Annotated in this window: 13 protein-coding genes and 1 pseudogene; 12 read left to right on the plus strand and 2 right to left on the minus strand. The window is 37.9% G+C overall.

Annotation, left to right across the window (positions count from 1 at the left end; translation table 11 throughout):
* The first annotated feature begins 118 nt into the window (after positions 1 to 118).
* From H4J59_RS17025 to H4J59_RS17055, 8 genes are all read left to right on the plus strand, one after another.
* Positions 119 to 532 carry a hypothetical protein gene (locus tag H4J59_RS17025; protein ID WP_182241203.1) on the plus strand — a complete coding sequence of 138 codons (414 nt, stop codon included), beginning with the start codon at positions 119 to 121 and terminating at the stop codon, positions 530 to 532.
* 286 nt (positions 533 to 818) lie between these two features.
* Entirely contained in the window at positions 819 to 1,766 is a 948-nt protein-coding gene (locus H4J59_RS17030) for an ornithine cyclodeaminase family protein (RefSeq protein ID WP_182241204.1), read from the plus strand.
* A 93-nt stretch (positions 1,767 to 1,859) separates the two neighbouring features.
* Positions 1,860 to 2,111 carry a zinc ribbon domain-containing protein gene (locus tag H4J59_RS19885; RefSeq protein ID WP_404852033.1) on the plus strand — a complete coding sequence of 84 codons (252 nt, stop codon included), beginning with the start codon at positions 1,860 to 1,862 and terminating at the stop codon, positions 2,109 to 2,111.
* A 143-nt stretch (positions 2,112 to 2,254) separates the two neighbouring features.
* Positions 2,255 to 2,713, plus strand: coding sequence for a UPF0158 family protein (locus H4J59_RS17035; RefSeq protein ID WP_182241205.1), 459 nt, complete (start codon positions 2,255 to 2,257; stop codon positions 2,711 to 2,713).
* Between the two features lie 721 nt (positions 2,714 to 3,434).
* Positions 3,435 to 5,132, plus strand: coding sequence for an L-lactate permease (locus tag H4J59_RS17040; protein ID WP_182241206.1), 1,698 nt, complete (start codon positions 3,435 to 3,437; stop codon positions 5,130 to 5,132).
* Between the two features lie 178 nt (positions 5,133 to 5,310).
* Entirely contained in the window at positions 5,311 to 8,154 is a 2,844-nt protein-coding gene (locus tag H4J59_RS17045) for an FAD-binding and (Fe-S)-binding domain-containing protein (protein ID WP_182241207.1), read from the plus strand.
* Positions 8,155 to 8,194: 40 nt separating this feature from the next.
* Positions 8,195 to 9,613, plus strand: coding sequence for a cache domain-containing protein (locus tag H4J59_RS17050; protein ID WP_182241208.1), 1,419 nt, complete (start codon positions 8,195 to 8,197; stop codon positions 9,611 to 9,613).
* Between the two features lies 1 nt (position 9,614).
* A complete protein-coding gene (locus H4J59_RS17055) occupies positions 9,615 to 10,235 on the plus strand; it encodes a response regulator transcription factor (protein ID WP_182192022.1) in 621 nt (206 codons plus the stop codon).
* Between the two features lie 255 nt (positions 10,236 to 10,490).
* Here the strand turns inward: H4J59_RS17055 and lldD are convergent, their stop codons facing one another.
* The gene (gene lldD / locus H4J59_RS17060; RefSeq protein WP_182241209.1) at positions 10,491 to 11,627 is read right to left on the minus strand and encodes an FMN-dependent L-lactate dehydrogenase LldD; all 1,137 of its coding nucleotides are present in this window, start codon (positions 11,625 to 11,627) and stop codon (positions 10,491 to 10,493) included.
* A gap of 132 nt (positions 11,628 to 11,759) precedes the next feature.
* Here lldD and H4J59_RS17065 point away from each other — a divergent pair, with 132 nt between their 5' ends.
* The 3 genes and pseudogenes from H4J59_RS17065 to folD all read left to right on the plus strand — a co-directional run bounded on the left by H4J59_RS17065 (position 11,760) and on the right by folD (position 14,867).
* Entirely contained in the window at positions 11,760 to 12,659 is a 900-nt protein-coding gene (locus H4J59_RS17065; RefSeq protein WP_182241210.1) for a LysR family transcriptional regulator, read from the plus strand.
* 182 nt (positions 12,660 to 12,841) lie between these two features.
* Positions 12,842 to 13,863: pseudogene (locus H4J59_RS17070) on the plus strand (IS630 family transposase).
* 140 nt (positions 13,864 to 14,003) lie between these two features.
* Complete coding sequence (folD, locus tag H4J59_RS17075; RefSeq protein WP_182241211.1) at positions 14,004 to 14,867, plus strand: bifunctional methylenetetrahydrofolate dehydrogenase/methenyltetrahydrofolate cyclohydrolase FolD; 864 nt, start codon at positions 14,004 to 14,006, stop codon at positions 14,865 to 14,867.
* 199 nt (positions 14,868 to 15,066) lie between these two features.
* On the opposite strand, the gene H4J59_RS17080 is transcribed toward folD, so the two are convergent.
* Positions 15,067 to 15,555 (minus strand): GNAT family N-acetyltransferase, encoded by a 489-nt coding sequence (locus tag H4J59_RS17080; RefSeq protein WP_182241212.1) that lies wholly within the window; start codon positions 15,553 to 15,555, stop codon positions 15,067 to 15,069.
* 501 nt (positions 15,556 to 16,056) lie between these two features.
* Here H4J59_RS17080 and H4J59_RS17085 point away from each other — a divergent pair.
* On the plus strand, positions 16,057 to 17,406 hold the full coding sequence (locus H4J59_RS17085) for a DEAD/DEAH box helicase (protein ID WP_182241213.1): 1,350 nt from the start codon (positions 16,057 to 16,059) through the stop codon (positions 17,404 to 17,406).
* Positions 17,407 to 17,781 lie beyond the last annotated feature (375 nt).

A 17,781-nucleotide genomic window follows, 5' to 3' on the forward strand; every position in this document is an offset into this window, starting at 1 on the left:
AAAGTATGTTATGTTTTATCATGCTAGCCTCTGTTTTTAGTTGTTTGACACACTAATTATGGCGCTGGTTTGTAAAACTAACCCACGTTTAGAGGCTAGCACCTTGTGGGGAGTCATTGTGTCTAGATACCTAATCGTGGTCGAAGATTTCAAATCTATGCCTCTAATATTGAAATTCATAACAGCACACGGATTATTTTGCTTTTTGTTTTTCCTATCGGCTGTAATACCTGGCTTTGATGTAAATTTTTCCTACAAAGGGCAGTCAATGGAGTTTAATGAAATATGGCAAAATGATTTGGGTGTTCACTTAATTTTAATAGGGTTGTTTTTTCCTACTAGCGCTATTTTACTTATTAAAAAATGGCAATATTGCCGCCAGTTTTATGCTTTTGTTATTTTAGCAACTTTTGTCATTCCAAACGCTAATGGCGATAGTTTTATCTATTTACCTTTTGCTTTAATAGTTCCATGCTTGCTTATTGTTTACTTATTTAAATATAATAAAGCTAAAGTGTACTTCGGTACCTAACAAGCTAATTAATAAGGACAAAAAACAGTTGGCTGTTTTCGTTCCTCAACATTTTAGCCAACAATTTTTTGCCCATTAATAGGGCGTTGAGGCTGTAGAATAACTAATTCAGCCAAAACGACTAATATTTTGTACTCCTGTATCGAACCGTAGACAATTAACTCGATACAGATAATGCATTTAGTACCCTATTTTATAGGGCAATTCATCATAAACGAGTTATTCTACAGCCTCGTTATATTGCACAACCACCTGAAATTCCGTAAGAAACAGGAAATCAATCGCTATGAATACAAATAAATCTATTCCTTACCTATCAGAAGAGATGCTCTCCGGACTAAATATTTCAACTACCGATGTGATTCATAGTATCGAAAAATTAATTATTGGCTGTGAAAAGAAGTCGGCATGGAGTGCACCAAAAGCCGTGATATTACCCGAGGATGGCCGATACATGATGGCCGCATTAGCAGCGGCCGATGATCCACCATATCTGGCTGTTAAGACCGTAATATTAAATCCTCGTAATTCTGAGAAGAATCTGCCTCAAATAAACGGGTTAGTAACAATGCTGGATAGTGAAACAGGTCTTCCCGTTGCGATTCTCGATGGAAATTGGATAACCGCTGTGCGAACTGCTGGATTGAGTGCAGTCGCCGCAAAACATATGGCCCGAAAAGATTCAACTGTCGCTGCTTTTATTGGCTGCGGGGTGCAAGCTAAAAGCCATTTGAGGGCTTTTGCTGATATGTTTCCTCTTGAGAAGGTTCGAGTATTCGGTCGAGGCCAAGCCAACATGGATAGCCTCTGCGAATTAGCCGAAAGCATGTCGCTTAAACCTACACGATGTGCGACAGGCGAAGAGGCGATAAAAGGTGCAGACTTAATTGTGAGTTCCGTTACCTACTCAGCTGGCTTAGTGCCGTTTCTGGATGCAAACTGCTTAAAGCCCGGATCATTCTCAGCTATTACTGACCTCGGTGCTCCTTGGGATAAAGAACAGTTCTCTGCTATTAATCGAATCGTCATTGACGACTTGAAACAGGAAGCATCGCTACCGAATAAATTGGCTCCATCTGAATATATAACGGGTGACTTGTCTGGACTGGTTTTGGGTCAGTTTAGCGGGCGCGAGAGTGATAGTGAACGAACTGCATTTATATTCCGTGGCCACGCGCTGGGTGACCTTGCATTATCCGCATTAGCCTTGCAAAGAAGTCAGGATGTAAGTTAATCCGTGCCACAGAAAAAACGCCAGCACTTAGAATAGCCACTCGCTACACTCTTAGTTTTTTGGTGTGGCAGGGATTAGGTGTACGGAGAAAGCATGAACGATTTCGATTGGATTGATACTGGCTCAGGGGAGCGATTCCACTCTGCAATATATAATTGTCCAGATTGTACTAAAAAGGTTTCATTCGGTGATAATTTCTGTCGGCATTGCGGCATAAAATTCACGCCTACGATGTGCAATCACATGAAGAAAAGTTTAAAGGTTCTGGGTAGCAGTAATTTCAAACATTTAGTTATTATTATGCTCATAGTTATGGTTATTATATTAGCTACAGTACTTTCTTAGTTTGGAGGCACTGTATACTTAATAAGAAATTAAACAGGGACAAAAAACAGTTGGCTTTTGCTCCTTCTTTGCTTACTTTAGCTAACTACAGTTTTCCCCTTAACAGGGCTTTAGAATTTACAGCGAATCGGTGAGTAATCTGCATGAAAGTAAAAATAGACGATATCATTGACGCTGTAGATTTTGATAGTGATATGAGCGAGTCATTTTTAAACACTAAGACGGAACAGGTCTGTATGTTCACTGATGAGGAGCTTCGAGCAGCAGAAAACAATGTAGATTTGTCTGATTCTGCAGAGTGGTATTGTGAAGCTGTTGCTAGTGCTAAATATTATTTAGAAAACCAGGATGACTATTTGTCTTTGCCTGAAAAATACGATTTTAATGAGTACCGCATCATAGAAAAATTTATCGCTCGAGTGGTTATTCCTAAGCAATCAGAAATGTTATCCCAATCGATACATGGTAAAGGTGCATTCCGGCGGTTTAAAACTGTGCTAGAAAAGCTTGGATTGGCAGATGAATGGTATAAATACCGAGGTCAAAAGTTGCGAGAGTTTGTTGAGTTTTGGTGCAAAGAAAATAAAATTGACTTTGAGTAGGTAAATTCGAACCATGAGAGATAAGAGTCAAGATATGCCGCAAATTGGAAAACCTGAAGAGGGTATTTATATTACAATCTGGCATGGTAACTTTGAGTCACTTATTCAAATAACTGATTGTGTTAATTTAGAGCAACTATCGATAGCCTCCAAAAATAGAGATTGAACTAACCTTGTTACTTTAACGTAACAAGGTTAGTAGCTGCATTAATTCGTTGATAATTAATGCATTTCGATTTAAATCAACTCCTGCCCCTATAAGTTAGCTCAGTGTACAAACATTTAACTTTTCATTAGGGTAAGTAATTTAACAAGTGTCTAAGCCATTTATTTTATGTGCTTTATTTAAGTTATTCTTACACTGTCAAAGAGCAGCGTTTTTCTGTAAAAGCCATTTCGTCAAATCAATACCCCACCAATATACTGGTTAGTAGCATCAAAACTAAGTGTAAACACGTAGAAAAAGTAAGTGCATTCCCCGATTTTATTTTTTTATTAATACAATAATATAAGACATAGGAAGAACTTGATGTTGTATTTAAAGATTTTATTGAAATAACAAAAAATAAAATCAAGTGCATTGGCAGTTTATGTTTATCTATTTTCACTACCAATAGATAAATATTCTTTCCAAAAACAATATTTTCATTAGTTTAGTCAATTACTTTGTAAAACTGATCATTACTCACTATTGAGTAGTGAATAAATAGAGTCAATTATTATGTCAATTACAATGCAAGCACTACTTGCTTTTATCCCTATCGCCTTATCGGCATTACTACTTGTTGGCCTACAATGGTCTGCCAAACGAGCTATGCCTGTTGTCTATTTTACCACTGCTGCTATAGCTATTTTTGCCTGGGAAATGAGTGTTAATCGTGTATTAGCCAGTTCAATTCAAGGTTTATTAGTCACCGTTTCTGTATTGTGGATTATTTTTGGCGCCATTATGCTGTTAAATACTTTGCAACATTCAGGGGCTATTACTCGGATTAGATCTTGTTTTACAGATATAAGCCCAGATCGCCGTATTCAAGCCATTATCATTGCTTGGTTATTTGGGAGCTTCATTGAAGGGGCTTCAGGCTTTGGTACCCCTGCGGCTATTGCAGCGCCATTATTAGTTGCTATTGGTTTTCCTGCCATTGCCGCGGTTATGATAGGCATGATGATTCAATCAACGCCGGTATCGTTTGGTGCTGTTGGAACGCCAATCATTATTGGTGTAACTAGCGGATTAGATAAAGCTAATATGAGTGAACAACTAATTGCACAAGGCAGTAGTTGGGAACAGTTTTTACAGCTTATAACCTCAGAAGTTGCTATTGGTCACGCTATTGTTGGTACGTTTATGCCCCTACTTATGGTTGTGATGATGACGCGTTTCTTTGGTCAAAATAAGCGTTGGAAAGAAGGGTTAAGTGTTGCGCCATTCGCTATTTTTGCTGGTGTTGCTTTTACCGTTCCATATGCTTTAACGGGTATTTTCTTAGGTGCTGAATTCCCATCACTTATCGGTGCACTTGTTGGCTTAATTATTGTTGTGCCAGCAGCAAAAGCTGGATTTTTAATGCCTAAGCAAACTTGGGATTTTGCCCCAAGAACTTTATGGCCAAGCCACTGGTTAGGTAGTCTGCAATTTGAGCAAAAAACATCTCAATCTAAAAAGAGTATGTCATTGTTTAGCGCTTGGCTACCTTACTTATTAGTGGCCATTATTTTAGTGCTTAGTCGTGTTTCTAGTGATTTTAAAGCCATACTGCAAAGTGTGTCATTTGGTTTTAGTAATATCCTTGGTGAAACAGGTATAAGTGCAAGTGTACAGCCGCTGTACTTACCTGGGGGCATTTTATTCTTTGTCGTATTGCTAACGTTGTTTTTACATAAAATGCAATTTAAGCAAGTGGTTAGTGCGGCTAAGCAAGCGAGTCATACCTTAGTGGGTGCAAGTTTTGTTCTAGTTTTCACTATTCCAATGGTTAGGATTTTAATTAACTCAGGCGTGAATGGTGCTGATTTAGCGGCAATGCCAGTGGCTATGGCAAGTTTTGTTGCACAAACCTTTGGTGATCTATACCCATTATTTGCTCCAACTATCGGTGCCTTAGGGGCCTTTATTGCTGGCTCTAATACGGTAAGTAATATGATGTTAAGTCAATTCCAATATGAAGTTGCAAGTGCATTATCTGTATCAGGCGCATTAATGGTTGCACTACAAGCTATTGGCGCTGCAGCAGGAAATATGATTGCTATTCATAATGTTGTTGCCGCCTCAGCCACAGTGGGGTTGCTAGGGCAAGAAGGTAAAACAATACGACGTACCATCTTACCAACACTGTATTATGTTTTTGCTGTTGGATTACTTGGCTTATTTGCTATGTTTATATTAAACGTTACTGATCCATTAATGGCCGGTTAATCACTAAAATTGGTGGTGAGTAAATTTACCATTATATTGTAGAGTTTATGAAATCTGACCCTTGTTTGGCTTGATAATAGCCAAGCAACGGTGTTTGTACCGTAAGGGTGAACCGTTTTTTTTAAATATTGAATAGGGGCTCTAAAAGGGTTTTTATTTGTTAAACACAGGGCTACAAATGTTATTAACTAAGTATCAAGAATTTGCTAACAAATTAACTCAATTTTTGCCCACAGATAGAATAGCAACTGACTATTCAAAACGTATTGCCTATGGCGTAGATGCTAGTTTTTATCGATTAGTACCACAGTTGGTACTTATGCTTGATAGTGAAGAAGAGGTAGTGGAGGTATTAAATAAAGCCGCGCTAGATAACCTTCCGGTAACATTTAGAGCCGCGGGCACTAGCCTTTCAGGGCAAGCACAATCTGAGTCTATTCTCATCATGTTAACCACAAATTGGCGTGCTCATCAAATTTTAGACTTAGGCCTTAAAATAAAATTAGGTCCAGGTGTTATTGGTGCTGATGCTAACAAATACCTATTACCTTATGGCCGAAAAATAGGCCCTGATCCTGCGTCTATCAATACCTGTAAAATTGCGGGTATTGCCGCTAATAATGCTAGTGGCATGTGTTGTGGTGTAGCACAAAATAGTTATCATACGTTAGATAGTATTCGAGTGGTTTTGCATGATGGTGCAGTGCTTGATACGGGTGATAAAAATAATATTACCGAGTTTAAAAAAACACATATCACTTTGTTAGAAAATCTAAAGATATTGGCATTAAAAACGCGCAATAATAAAGATTTGCATCAATTAATTAGCCACAAATATAGGCTAAAAAACACCACAGGCTACGCCATAAACTCACTCATTGATTTTGATGATCCTATCGATATTCTTGCTCACTTAATGATTGGCTCAGAAGGTACATTAGGTTTTATTTCTTCTATCACCTACAACACAGTTATTGAACATAAACACCGCGCCTCATCAATCGTCTTTTTCCCTGATATACAAACCACTTGTCATGCGGTATCAGCATTGGCAAATGCCAATGTTTCAGCTGTTGAATTAATGGATCGAAGAGCCTTATCTTCGGTGAGTGATATGAATGGTTTACCTGACTTTATTAAAACGCTTGATAACAATGTTGGCGCATTATTGATTGAAACGTGCGCTGCAAATGCTGATCTGTTGGGTCAACAGGTCATAGCGCTTGAGTCTTTATTAGCCGAGTTTGAGCAGACGAATGTTATTAAATTCACCGATATTGCTAGCGAATACGCTCAGCTTTGGGCCATCAGAAAAGGCACTTTCCCCGCCGTTGGTGCCGTGCGTGAAAATGGCACGACAGTGATTATTGAAGATGTTGCCTTTCCTGTTGATAGACTGGCTAATGCTGTTGCTGATCTTCAAGCGCTTTTTGATAAATATCATTATGATGAAGCCATTATTTTTGGTCATGCACTGGAAGGAAACCTACATTTTGTCTTTACTCAAAATTTTGGCACACAACCTGAAATAGATCGTTATCAGGCATTTATGGACGATGTTTGTCAGCTAGTTGCGGTTGACTATCAAGGCTCACTAAAAGCTGAACACGGTACAGGACGCAATATGGCCCCTTTTATCGAGTTAGAATGGGGTGAGCAAGGGCTGGCGTTAATGCAACAAATAAAGCAATTGTTTGATCCTAAAAACTTGTTAAACCCTGGCGTTATCATTAATGACGATCCTAATGCGCATATTAAGCATTTAAAGGCATTACCCGCAGCAGATCCGCTTATTGATAAGTGTATTGAATGTGGTTTTTGTGAGCCAGTATGTCCTTCAAATGGTTTGAGTTTTACCCCGCGTCAGCGTATCACGAGTTATCGAGAGATTAGACGCCTTACTGACACCAATGAAAACCCTGAATTACTGGCTGAACTTGAAAAAGATTTTAATTATTTAGGCATAGAAACTTGTGCAGCAACGGGGTTATGCGCAGAGCGCTGTCCTGTTGGCATTAATACTGGCGATCTCATTCGTGAGTTGCGTCATCGAAACAATACAAGCTATCAAGGTGTATCTAAGGTTTTAGCAAATAATTTTGCTACGGTAGAAAAAATGACGCGTGTCTCGCTTGCGGTTGCTGGTTTTAGCCATCGACTTGTGGGTAGTAAAGTTATGGGTGGGCTAACCGGCACTATAAGAAAGCTCTCTTTTAATAAAATTCCGTTATGGAGTAAATATTTACCGCAAAAAGCCAACTATAGCCCTATAAGTAGTCCTAAAAACGCTGACAGCAATAAAATAACTTCACGTCCGAAAGTAGTTTACATCCCAAGTTGCGCAAGCCGCAGTATGGGGCAAGCAATAACGGCGACAGACCAGCGTTCGTTAACAGAAGTCACTTTTTCTTTAATTGAAAAAGCAGGATTTGATGTCATCAGTCCAGATTTTACGGGTGAATGTTGTGGTATGCCATTCAATAGTAAAGGCATGTTTTCACAAGCAAATCAGAAGAGTAATGCTTTGCTAGATAAGTTAAGAGCATTAAGTGAACAAGGTAAATATCCTATTTTAATTGATACTAGCCCGTGTAAATCAATGTTGTTAAAAAATAAAGAAAAAGTCAGTGGTTTATCAATCTATGAGCCAGTGGGATTTATTGAAGATATATTAATAAATTATTTAGATTTTTCGCCACTCGATGAAACAATCATGTTGCATGTTACTTGTTCTAGCAGAACAATGGGCTTAGCCGTAAAAATGCAACAACTTGCCGAGCGTTGTAGTACTAAGGTTATAATACCTGAAGATATTCAATGCTGCGGCTTTGCGGGTGATAAGGGCTTTACCACGCCAGAGTTGAATGAAAATGCGCTTGCCTCATTAAAAATACAGGTGCCAAAAAATTGTAATACTGGTTATAGTAATAGTAGAACTTGTGAAATAGGTTTATCTCACCATTCAGGTATTGACTATCAGTCAATTATTTATTTAGTAGACAAAGCAACAACAGTAAAGTGACGGCTTGAAGTAGACTACCTAAAAAGTAATAGGGGCATACGTGAATTTAAATTTAAAATTACAATTGGTGACTATAATCCCGTTGGTGCTAGCACTTTTGGGGGTGTTTTTTGTCACGCAAGTGCAATATCAATCGCTTTCTAAACAAACCGTTGATGAATATCGACAAAGCGTTATTCATCATCGTAAAGACGAATTACGTAACTATGTCACTATTGCTGAAGGTGCGATAGAACATATTTATCAAGATAAAAATTTAAATGTGCAACAAGCGCAAACATTAGTTAAGCAAACATTATCTAATATGCGTTTTGGTGAAGACGGCTATTTTTTTGCTTATGATTTTGATGGAACTGCCTTGGTGGTAGCCGGGCAAGAATGGCGCATAGGTAAAAACTGGCTCGATCTTGAAGATAGAAATGGCACCAAACTTATTCAGGGCCTTATTGAAAAAGCACAAGCAGGAGGCGGTTACCTTAACTATGTTTTTAATCAACCTTCTAAAGGTGGTGACGATGCTAAAAAAATCGGCTATTCACGCGCATTAGATAATTGGCAGTGGATGATTGGCACGGGTGTCTATATTGACGATATTGATCAAGAAACCGCATTGCTTAATGATTCTATCGGCAAACATATTCGTAATACCTCTATAATGACCCTTGTTATTGGCTTGTTTGCCGTTATTGCGATTTTTATTTCAGGACAGTTTATTCGCTTTAGCGAAAAAAAATTAGCCAACCGTAAATTACGTGAATTAAATGAGCGTATTTTTCAAACCCAAGAAGAAGAATGTAAACGCGTCTCTCGAGAACTACATGATGGTATAAGCCAAACTATCGCAGCCGCTAAATTTTCGTTAGAAACTGCGCAATTAAAGCAGCAAAACAATGATGATTCCAGTAAAGAAATGGATCGTGCTATGGAATTTATTTGTAAGATAATGGGCGATATTCGCGCTATTTCGCATCAGCTTCATCCAGGGATACTTGAAGATTTTGGTTTAGGCGCAGCCTTAGAAGAGCTCGCTAGAGATTTTTCTCAGCGAACGGGCATTGATGTTAAAGTCGAGCGTTTATCTATTAGAAACGTTTTATCAACTGAAGTTAAGGCCGCGTTATACCGAATTGCTCAGGAGTCGTTAACCAACATTGAACGCCATGCCAATGCTTCAAAAGTTTCACTGAGTTTAAAGCTGACCCCTGATTGGTTGGTACTAGAAATTATTGATAATGGCCAAGGTTTTGATTATCAGGATTACGATAAAAGTAGCGACAAAAAAAACAAAGCGCACCAAGGCATAGGTCTGCGTAACATTAATGAGAGATTAAGATTTTATCAAGGTAACTTAACGGTTTACTCAGAAAACAATGGCACCACAATACTAGCGCGTCTACCACAATCGCAACTTCGATATAATGCAAGTAGCACAAGTGAAAATTCAAATAAAGGGGAATAGTATGATTAAAGTATTATTAGTAGACGATCATCCGCTCTTTAGAGAAGGGCTAACATATCGCTTAAGTCTTGACGACGATATAGCCGTTGTTGGCGAAGCTGAAAATGGCAGACAAGCGCTGGAACTTATTAAGCGCCTTGAATTTGATATTGTCTTAATGGATATCAACATGCCTGATATGGACGGTATGTATGTGCTTGAGTTGATTAAAGAACAAGGTATTGATTGCAAAGTACTTATGCTAAGTATGCATGATAATAAAGAATACATTTTAGGTGCTATGCGACATGGTGCTGATGGTTATATTTTAAAAGATGTGCCCGGTCAAGAGCTCATAGAAGCGATTAAAAAAGTTATTTCAGGTAAAAATTATTTCAGCTCAGAGGTCACTGAAATCCTGTCAAAAGAACTTTCAGGTGAACAGCGCGGCATTGTTACTAGACGTGAGCAACTCGTTTTAAGACTTATTTCTCAAGGTCTTAATAACAAGCGCATAGCCCAAGAAATTAATGTTAGTGTGCGTACCGTTGAAACTCATAAACGTAATATCAAGCAAAAACTTGGCATAGACTCAACGATGGGGCTTATGCGTTACGGCATTGATTATGGCTTAGATCGTTAGATTATTAGCTATTAAAAATGTTGAATTTACTATCTTGAATAGCTAATGACTCATTGCACTGTGTAACTTACCTATACTGGTTAAGGTTCCAAATTTAAAAACGTTAAAAACGTTAAAAACTATAAAGAAAACTATAAAGAAAAGTACAGAATCAATTATCGATAATACGACTAAAAAAACTAGCTTATAGAATGACCCATAGGCTAGTGCATCGGAAAAATAGCTTATATTTCAAAACCCATATATAGGTTACCACTACATATTGGCTAAAGAATCATAGGTTAGGTCATTAATACATTTGGCACCGGTTAATACCATGGCAATTTGCATCTCTTTCTCGTAGATCGAAAGTAAATTTTCAACCCCTTTCTGGCCTTGAGCAGCCAAAGCATAGATATATGAACGGCCAAGTAAAGTACAGTCGGCACCTAGGGCAAGCATTCTTACGACATCTAAACCAGAGCGAATACCTGAGTCGGCAAATATTTTTAAATCACCTTTAACGGCATCAGCAATCTTTGGTAGTGCTTTTACTGATGATAAAACACCGTCTAGTTGGCGGCCACCGTGATTAGAAACTACAATGCCATCTGCACCAAAACTAACGGCATCTTTAGCATCTTGTTGATCAAGGATACCTTTAATCACCATAGGACCATCCCAAAACTCTCGAACCCACTCAATATCTGCCCATGAAATGGATGGATCAAAGTTTTCACCTAACCAACCAATGTAATCTTCTAACTTGGTGGGTTCACCTCGGTATGTAGAAATATTGCCTAGATCATGGGGCTTACCAAAAACGCCGACATCAAATGCCCATTGTGGATGAAGCATTGATTGAAATATTCGGCGGGTAGCGGCATTAGCACCACTCATACCTGAATGCATATCACGATAACGGGCTCCAGGAACGGGCATGTCAACGGTAAAAACCAAAGTGGTCACACCTGCAGCCTTCGCTCGCTCAAGCACATTTTTCATAAAACCACGGTCTTTAAGCACGTAAAGCTGAAACCACATTGGGCGTTTAATGGCTGGCGTAACTTCTTCTATCGGGCAAACCGAAACGGTAGACATAATAAAGGGTAGCCCTTTGTTATCAGCGGCTTTTGCCGCTTGAACTTCACCTCGGCGAGCATACATGCCGGTTAGCCCTACAGGTGCAAGGGCGATAGGCAAGGCCATTTTTTCACCAAAAATTTCAGTACTTAAATCAAGCTCAGACATATTATTTAAAACACGTTGTTTTAATGCGATATTAGCTAAATCTTCAGTGTTCTTTCTTAACGTATGCTCTCCATACGAACCACCATCAATATAGTCAAATAAGAAAGGTGGCAGTTTAGCTTTTGCGGCTTTTCGGTAATCTGTTGGCGCTGAAATAATCATTTATGGCTCCTGTTGTATCAAGAAATTACGACTGTTAATTTGTTTTTATATTGAGCAATTAAAAGTTTACGCTTTATATTTTTATGATAAATAGAGATAATGAATAACATTGTTTCCAAAAGTTGATGAATAATGCTGGCTAATGATTTAATTTTGTTTTCTCAGGTAGTTAAGCTCGGTAGCTTCAGTAAGGTGGCAGAGACAAATAATTTGACTAATTCGGTTGTTAGTAAACATATAGCCCGGTTAGAAAAAGAATTGGGTGTGCAATTGTTGTATCGAACCACACGTAGATTAACATTAACCGAAGCGGGTCGGGCCCTAGTTCAACAAGCTGAAATGATCAGCCAAATAACAGCGGAGGCGGTGGACACAGCTTCAGGCTTTAGTGAGAAAGTCTGCGGCCATATTCGGATGTCAATTCCTACTATTTCAGGTGAACTGTTTTTGACAGAATGCATTGCTGAGTTTGGTCAACGTTATCCTGACCTTTCTATCGAAGTGAGTTTAGAAAATGAATTCGTCGACTTAATAAAAGAAGGGATCGATTTAGCTATTCGAACCGGAGTATTAGATGATTCAAGTCTTATTGCTAAATCGTTAATGACGTCACACTGGGTTGTTTGCTGTTCGCCAAAATATATTGAAAAACATGGTATACCTCAAGTGCCCGCTGATTTAGTTCAGCATAATTGTCTCGCTTATACCTATCAAAACCAAGGCGCACATGAGTGGCGCTTCAGTCAAGGGGAGCATCAGCAGCAAGTAAAAATATCAGGTAGTTTTGCAACGAATAACTCTCAAGCATTACGGACCTTAGCACTCGCAGGTTACGGCATTGCTTATATTCCTAAATGCAGTGTTTATCAAGATCTTAATAAAGGGCTGTTAATCGAGCTATTACCGGATTACAAACCTCGAGAGCTTGGGGTTTATGCGATATATCCATACACTAAGCATTTACCTCTTAAGATTAAGCTGCTAATTGATCACATCAAACAAGGTTACGAAAATTTAAGCCATTATTTCTGATGAGGTGAAAGCCGCCTTATATCACTTAAGTCTGATGTGGACAGCTACGTAGCTGCTGAAGCTTAAAATGAAAATTAAATATAAAAACTAATTAATTCTTAATATTAGTATGCTTACGGTAGGAACCTAGACCAATTCCGATAATTTTGTGATCTACTATCCTTAATAAAGGATTACTAAATATGACTCAAGATTTATCACAAATTATTGCCACTACGACTAATGGTAGACTACGGATCCGATTACCTGCCGTATCTCATTTTAAAGCGGGTAAAAACAGACCACAAATAGCGAGTTTTTTAAAAGTGAGTCGCACTAGTGCTAATAAGTGGAGCAAGTCCTATTTGGGTAATGGTTTAACAGGACTTCAGGAAAAAGCACATACTGGACGCCCAAAAGCTCTGACGGATCTTTAATTACTTCAGCTTAAAAATTTTGTCACCACGACATCTATTAAGCCAAATGGTGGTAGACTCCAAGGGAAAGATATTCAAGCTTATATTGAGACAGAGTTCAACGTTAACTATCAAAAAAATAACGTATATCACCTCTTGTATGGACTTAACTTGAGCTGGATAACAACTCGGTCGAAATACCCCAAGTAATCAGTTGAAGCACAGGAAGCGTTTAAAAAAATGCTTAACAAAAATGAGCCTTAAGATCCCTGGTCATTTACCACTTGCTCGCGTTGATGCGTGGTTTCAAGACGAAGCCAGATTTGGCTAACAAAATACAACGACACGTATTTGGGCAGAAAAAGGAACGAGACCTCGTGTTGTACAGCAACAACAATTTACCTATGCTTATTTATTTGGAGTTGTTTGCGTAACTAACACAAATACTGAAGCGATCGTTGCCCCTTTGAGTATTATGAATGTAATGACGTCACATTTAGCGCTTATATCTGAAGCAACTGAAGCTAGTAGGCATGCCGTAGTTATCATGGATGGTGCTAGTTGGCATCAGCGTACCTTGATCAAGATTTTATTAATCTGAGTATCATACATATTCCCCCTTATTCACCAGAGTTAAATCCTATTGAACAAGTCTGGTCATGACTAGACAAAATGAAATAGCGAATTGCTCGTTCGCTGATTATGAGGATATAGTGGATAAGTGCTCTATTGCATGGAACAACTTCATAGCTGATACAGAACGGGTCTTATCTCTATGCCGGAGGGACTGGGTAAGGTTGACCAGTTAATTATCGGAATGAGTATCACTTATTAAATTTTATGCCTTGTATTTATTCATTTTTTTGCATTAAAAAGTAGATGACTTGATTAATCAAATTGATGTTAATTGCAAGGTACTATTTTGCTTTAACCAATGAGAACAATAATAATGAACATTAATGGAACGTTAGTAGCTAAACAATTACGAGATAAATTAGCGGTAGAAATAAACGAGCTTAAATCATGTCATGGTATTCAGCCTAGTTTAACCGTGCTGCTTGTTGGTGAAGATCCTGCTAGTCATATTTACGTAAAAAATAAAGTAAAACAAACACAAGAAATTGGTATGATCTCCAATGAGATAAAATTACCCTTTGATACTTCTCAGGAGTATTTACTAAGCCAGCTCGAAAAATTAAATAATGATGATAGCGTTCATGGCATTCTAGTTCAGTTACCTTTACCAAAACACATAGATGAAAGTGCTATTATTTCAGCTATTAATCCTAATAAAGATGTTGATGGTTTTCATGCGATAAATTCTGGTCGATTATTCAATGGTGAAACAGAGGCTATAGTACCCTGCACGCCACAAGGTTGTGTGATCTTGGTAAAACAACATTTAGGTGATGATTTATCTGGTAAGCATGCTGTTGTTATCGGTCGATCTAATATTGTTGGTAAGCCTGTGGCTATGTTGTTATTGCAAGAAAATTGTACGGTAACCATTGCGCACTCTAAAACAATAAATTTACCAGAAGTATGTCAGCAAGCTGACATTTTAGTTGCCGCTGTTGGTATAGCTAAATTTGTTAAAGCTGATTGGGTTAAAGAAGGGGCTACTATTATTGATGTAGGCATCAATAGAATTTTAACCGATGAAGGCAAAACAAAACTGGTTGGCGATGTAGATTATGATACGGTTATAGCTAAATGTGGCGCTATTACGCCTGTTCCCGGCGGCGTAGGACCAATGACAATTGCTTGTTTATTAAAAAACACGCTAACAGCGGCTAAAAATAGTCTGCGCTAGCACTTACCTTGTGTAGTCATTAGAGGCTTTACAATCAAGTTAATATTTTATTGCAAATTTTTAGCGATCTTAAAACTGTACTGATCTTCAAGGAAGCTGATTTTTTAGGTAGTTCAGAGAGCAAGTAAAATGACTTGAATGGTAAAATAGTTCTTATATACGGTTATTCGCATAGAGCAGCAATTAACTGCTGCTCGGTTTAATCATTTACACTACAGCGAAAGCAGTGTAAATTTTTCTGTTTCTCTCGATAGCGAATCAATCGTTGTTGAAACTCTTCGGGTAGCTGAGCTATGTCGTCACGGGTGTTATAAAGAATAAAGTGATTTGATGAATAAAACGCTTTTAATGCTTTATCAGCAAAGCAAATAAGGTTCTTATATCTTGCTTTTTTTCGCTCATTTTTTTCAGAAATAATGGTATGTAGCATTAAGCTTGCGATATTTTTACCACGCTGAGCTTTGTCGGTAACTAAGCCGTGTAGTAGCCAAAAATCCCCAGGATCTTGACCGGCTGATATGATTACACTGGCTACAATGCACTGATCAATTTTAACAATATAACATTGATCATGTCCGATGAAACTTGCTGCATATTGCTGATTTTTATAAAAGCGCAATATATCTTTTTTATCTGTCTTTATTGCTTTTATAACTCTGTATGGCGAGAAGGGAGTATCTGCATTCATTTATTTATTTCTATTCAACAGTGTTAATTTATTTTACTGAGCTATTCCACACTAGGCCTCTATGGATCTTCTACCTTATTTAACTTTACTAACAAGCTGAGCCATTAAGCTATAAAACATCATGGCTTTGCTAATCGACTTACAGTTGAATAACCTGTAATCGTGTTAAGTATCAACTAATTCTAATCGTTTTGTTAAACAACCGATATATTTACCTGCATATACTGCTGCTTTAGTTAGGGTAAATAAAACTTTGCTTGAACTTATGTGTTTATTTACTCTTTGGTATTTAATTAGCGTAAATAAGCTATTAATAGGTGAATTTAAATCAAACAAAGCAGCAACCATTAGCTAGATTAGAAATAATTCTTTTTAAACCAAAATAGTTTGGCTAAACATCGGCAATTACAGGTTACAATACGTTATTATATTTTTGGTTTTATGTGTCTGTAACAATGATATTGTCTAACAGATATAAGTTAAATAACGTGGAGAGTAAGCTTGCAGTTTAGTGATTTTGGATTGGATAGTAAAATAATGTCAACTGTGGAACATTTAGGTTTTAGTGAGCCTAGTGAAATTCAGCAGCAGGCAATTCCTGCCGCCATGGCAGGTCATGACTTGATTGCTTCATCTAAGACCGGATCAGGTAAGACGTTAGCCTTTATTATTCCTGCGATGCAGCGCTTGTCAAAAAATAGAGCCTTAAGTAAGCGAGATCCACGTGTACTTATTTTAACGCCAACTCGTGAATTAGCCAAGCAAGTCTTTACTCAGCTAAGAATGTTTACCTCGGGCTCTGCATTTAAAGCGGTACTTATTCTTGGCGGTGAAAATTTTAACGACCAAGTTAAAGTTTTAGAAAAAGAACCTCATTTTATTGTTGCTACACCAGGGCGTTTAGCCGACCACCTTTCGCAAGGGCATTTTCACTTGAGTGGTTTAGAATTACTCATCCTTGATGAAGCAGATCGCATGTTAGATTTAGGTTTTGCCGATCAGTTATCACAAATCAACAAAGCTGCCGATCATCGTAAACGCCAAACGCTGTTGTTTTCTGCGACTTTAGATCATGCACAAGTTAATGACTTTGCTTTAGCATTATTGAAAAAGCCAAAGCGTGTTGCTATCGGCAGTGGCTATACCGAACATAAAGACATTACTAAGCGTTTTTATCTTTGTGATAACTTAAGCCATAAAGAAAAGCTACTGGCGCACTTTATTGCTACTGAAGATCACCAGCAAATAATTATATTTACTGCGACCCGTGCCGATACCGATCGGTTATCGACATTATTAACTGAGCAAGGCTTAAGTGCTGTTGCGTTAAGTGGTGAGCTAAACCAAGGTCAACGTAATCAAATAATGGACGGTTTCAGTAAAGGGCAGCAAAAAATACTGATCACAACTGATTTAGCGTCTCGCGGATTAGATTTAATTAATGTCTCGCACGTTATTAATTTCGATATGCCAAAGCATACCGAAGAATTTGTTCATCGCATTGGTCGCACTGGCCGCGCAGGTAGCACAGGTGACTCTATTTCATTTGTTGGACCTAAAGACTGGATAAGCTTTAAAAATGTAGAAGGCTTTCTGCAGCAAAAGCTGACTTTTGATACTGTTGATGGCTTAAAAGCTAAGTTCAAAGGTATTAAACCTAAGAAAGTGAAAGTCGATAGCAAAGCAAAAGATAGCAATAAGCCAGTCGTAGTAGCTAAGAAACCAAAATCAAAGAAAATTGTTAAGGATACCTTTTTAGCGGAAGACGCTGGTGACTTACCGGTATTAAAACGTAAGCAAGTAGTTACCCCACAAGATATTGATAACTCGGCTATCGATGAAGTGGATTGATCCCGATCGGTTATCTTAACCATTAAGCTTTTATAAACCCGTTATGCCTCAATATTAAAAAGGTCTAGCGGGTTTTTTATTTCTATAGTGCTTTATTGTGAATTCACTTAATATCAATCTCATTAATTAGGTGGTTTACTTTATACGCAGGAAAAATGGCCAACTACTGCGTTATTTTAACCAGTAAAAATGATCAGATAATTAATGAGATTGGTATAAGTATTTATGACCGGTCATCCATTGTAATAATTAAAAATTTTTTGAAAAAACATCTGTTAACAACCACAGAAAAACCTTAACTAAATGAGCGTTGAGGCGACTTGATCATAGCGACCACTCGCTATTTTTTCTAATATCAACAATACTTATATTTTG

It is taken from the genome of Colwellia sp. MB02u-10, assembly GCF_014077185.1.
In the GTDB taxonomy this organism is placed as follows: Bacteria; Pseudomonadota; Gammaproteobacteria; order Enterobacterales; family Alteromonadaceae; genus Cognaticolwellia.

Bases quoted from the DNA above. Each gene is read 5' to 3' on its own strand.
- H4J59_RS17065 (WP_182241210.1), top strand. From the start codon at position 11,760: ATGCTGGCTAATGATTTAATTTTGTTTTCTCAGGTAGTTAAGCTCGGT.
- H4J59_RS17045 (WP_182241207.1), top strand. From the start codon at position 5,311: ATGTTATTAACTAAGTATCAAGAATTTGCTAACAAATTAACTCAATTT.
- folD (WP_182241211.1), top strand. From the start codon at position 14,004: ATGAACATTAATGGAACGTTAGTAGCTAAACAATTACGAGATAAATTA.
- H4J59_RS17055 (WP_182192022.1), top strand. From the start codon at position 9,615: ATGATTAAAGTATTATTAGTAGACGATCATCCGCTCTTTAGAGAAGGG.
- lldD (WP_182241209.1), bottom strand. From the start codon at position 11,627: ATGATTATTTCAGCGCCAACAGATTACCGAAAAGCCGCAAAAGCTAAA.
- H4J59_RS17030 (WP_182241204.1), top strand. From the start codon at position 819: ATGAATACAAATAAATCTATTCCTTACCTATCAGAAGAGATGCTCTCC.
- H4J59_RS19885 (WP_404852033.1), top strand. From the start codon at position 1,860: ATGAACGATTTCGATTGGATTGATACTGGCTCAGGGGAGCGATTCCAC.
- H4J59_RS17035 (WP_182241205.1), top strand. From the start codon at position 2,255: ATGAAAGTAAAAATAGACGATATCATTGACGCTGTAGATTTTGATAGT.
- H4J59_RS17040 (WP_182241206.1), top strand. From the start codon at position 3,435: ATGTCAATTACAATGCAAGCACTACTTGCTTTTATCCCTATCGCCTTA.
- H4J59_RS17080 (WP_182241212.1), bottom strand. From the start codon at position 15,555: ATGAATGCAGATACTCCCTTCTCGCCATACAGAGTTATAAAAGCAATA.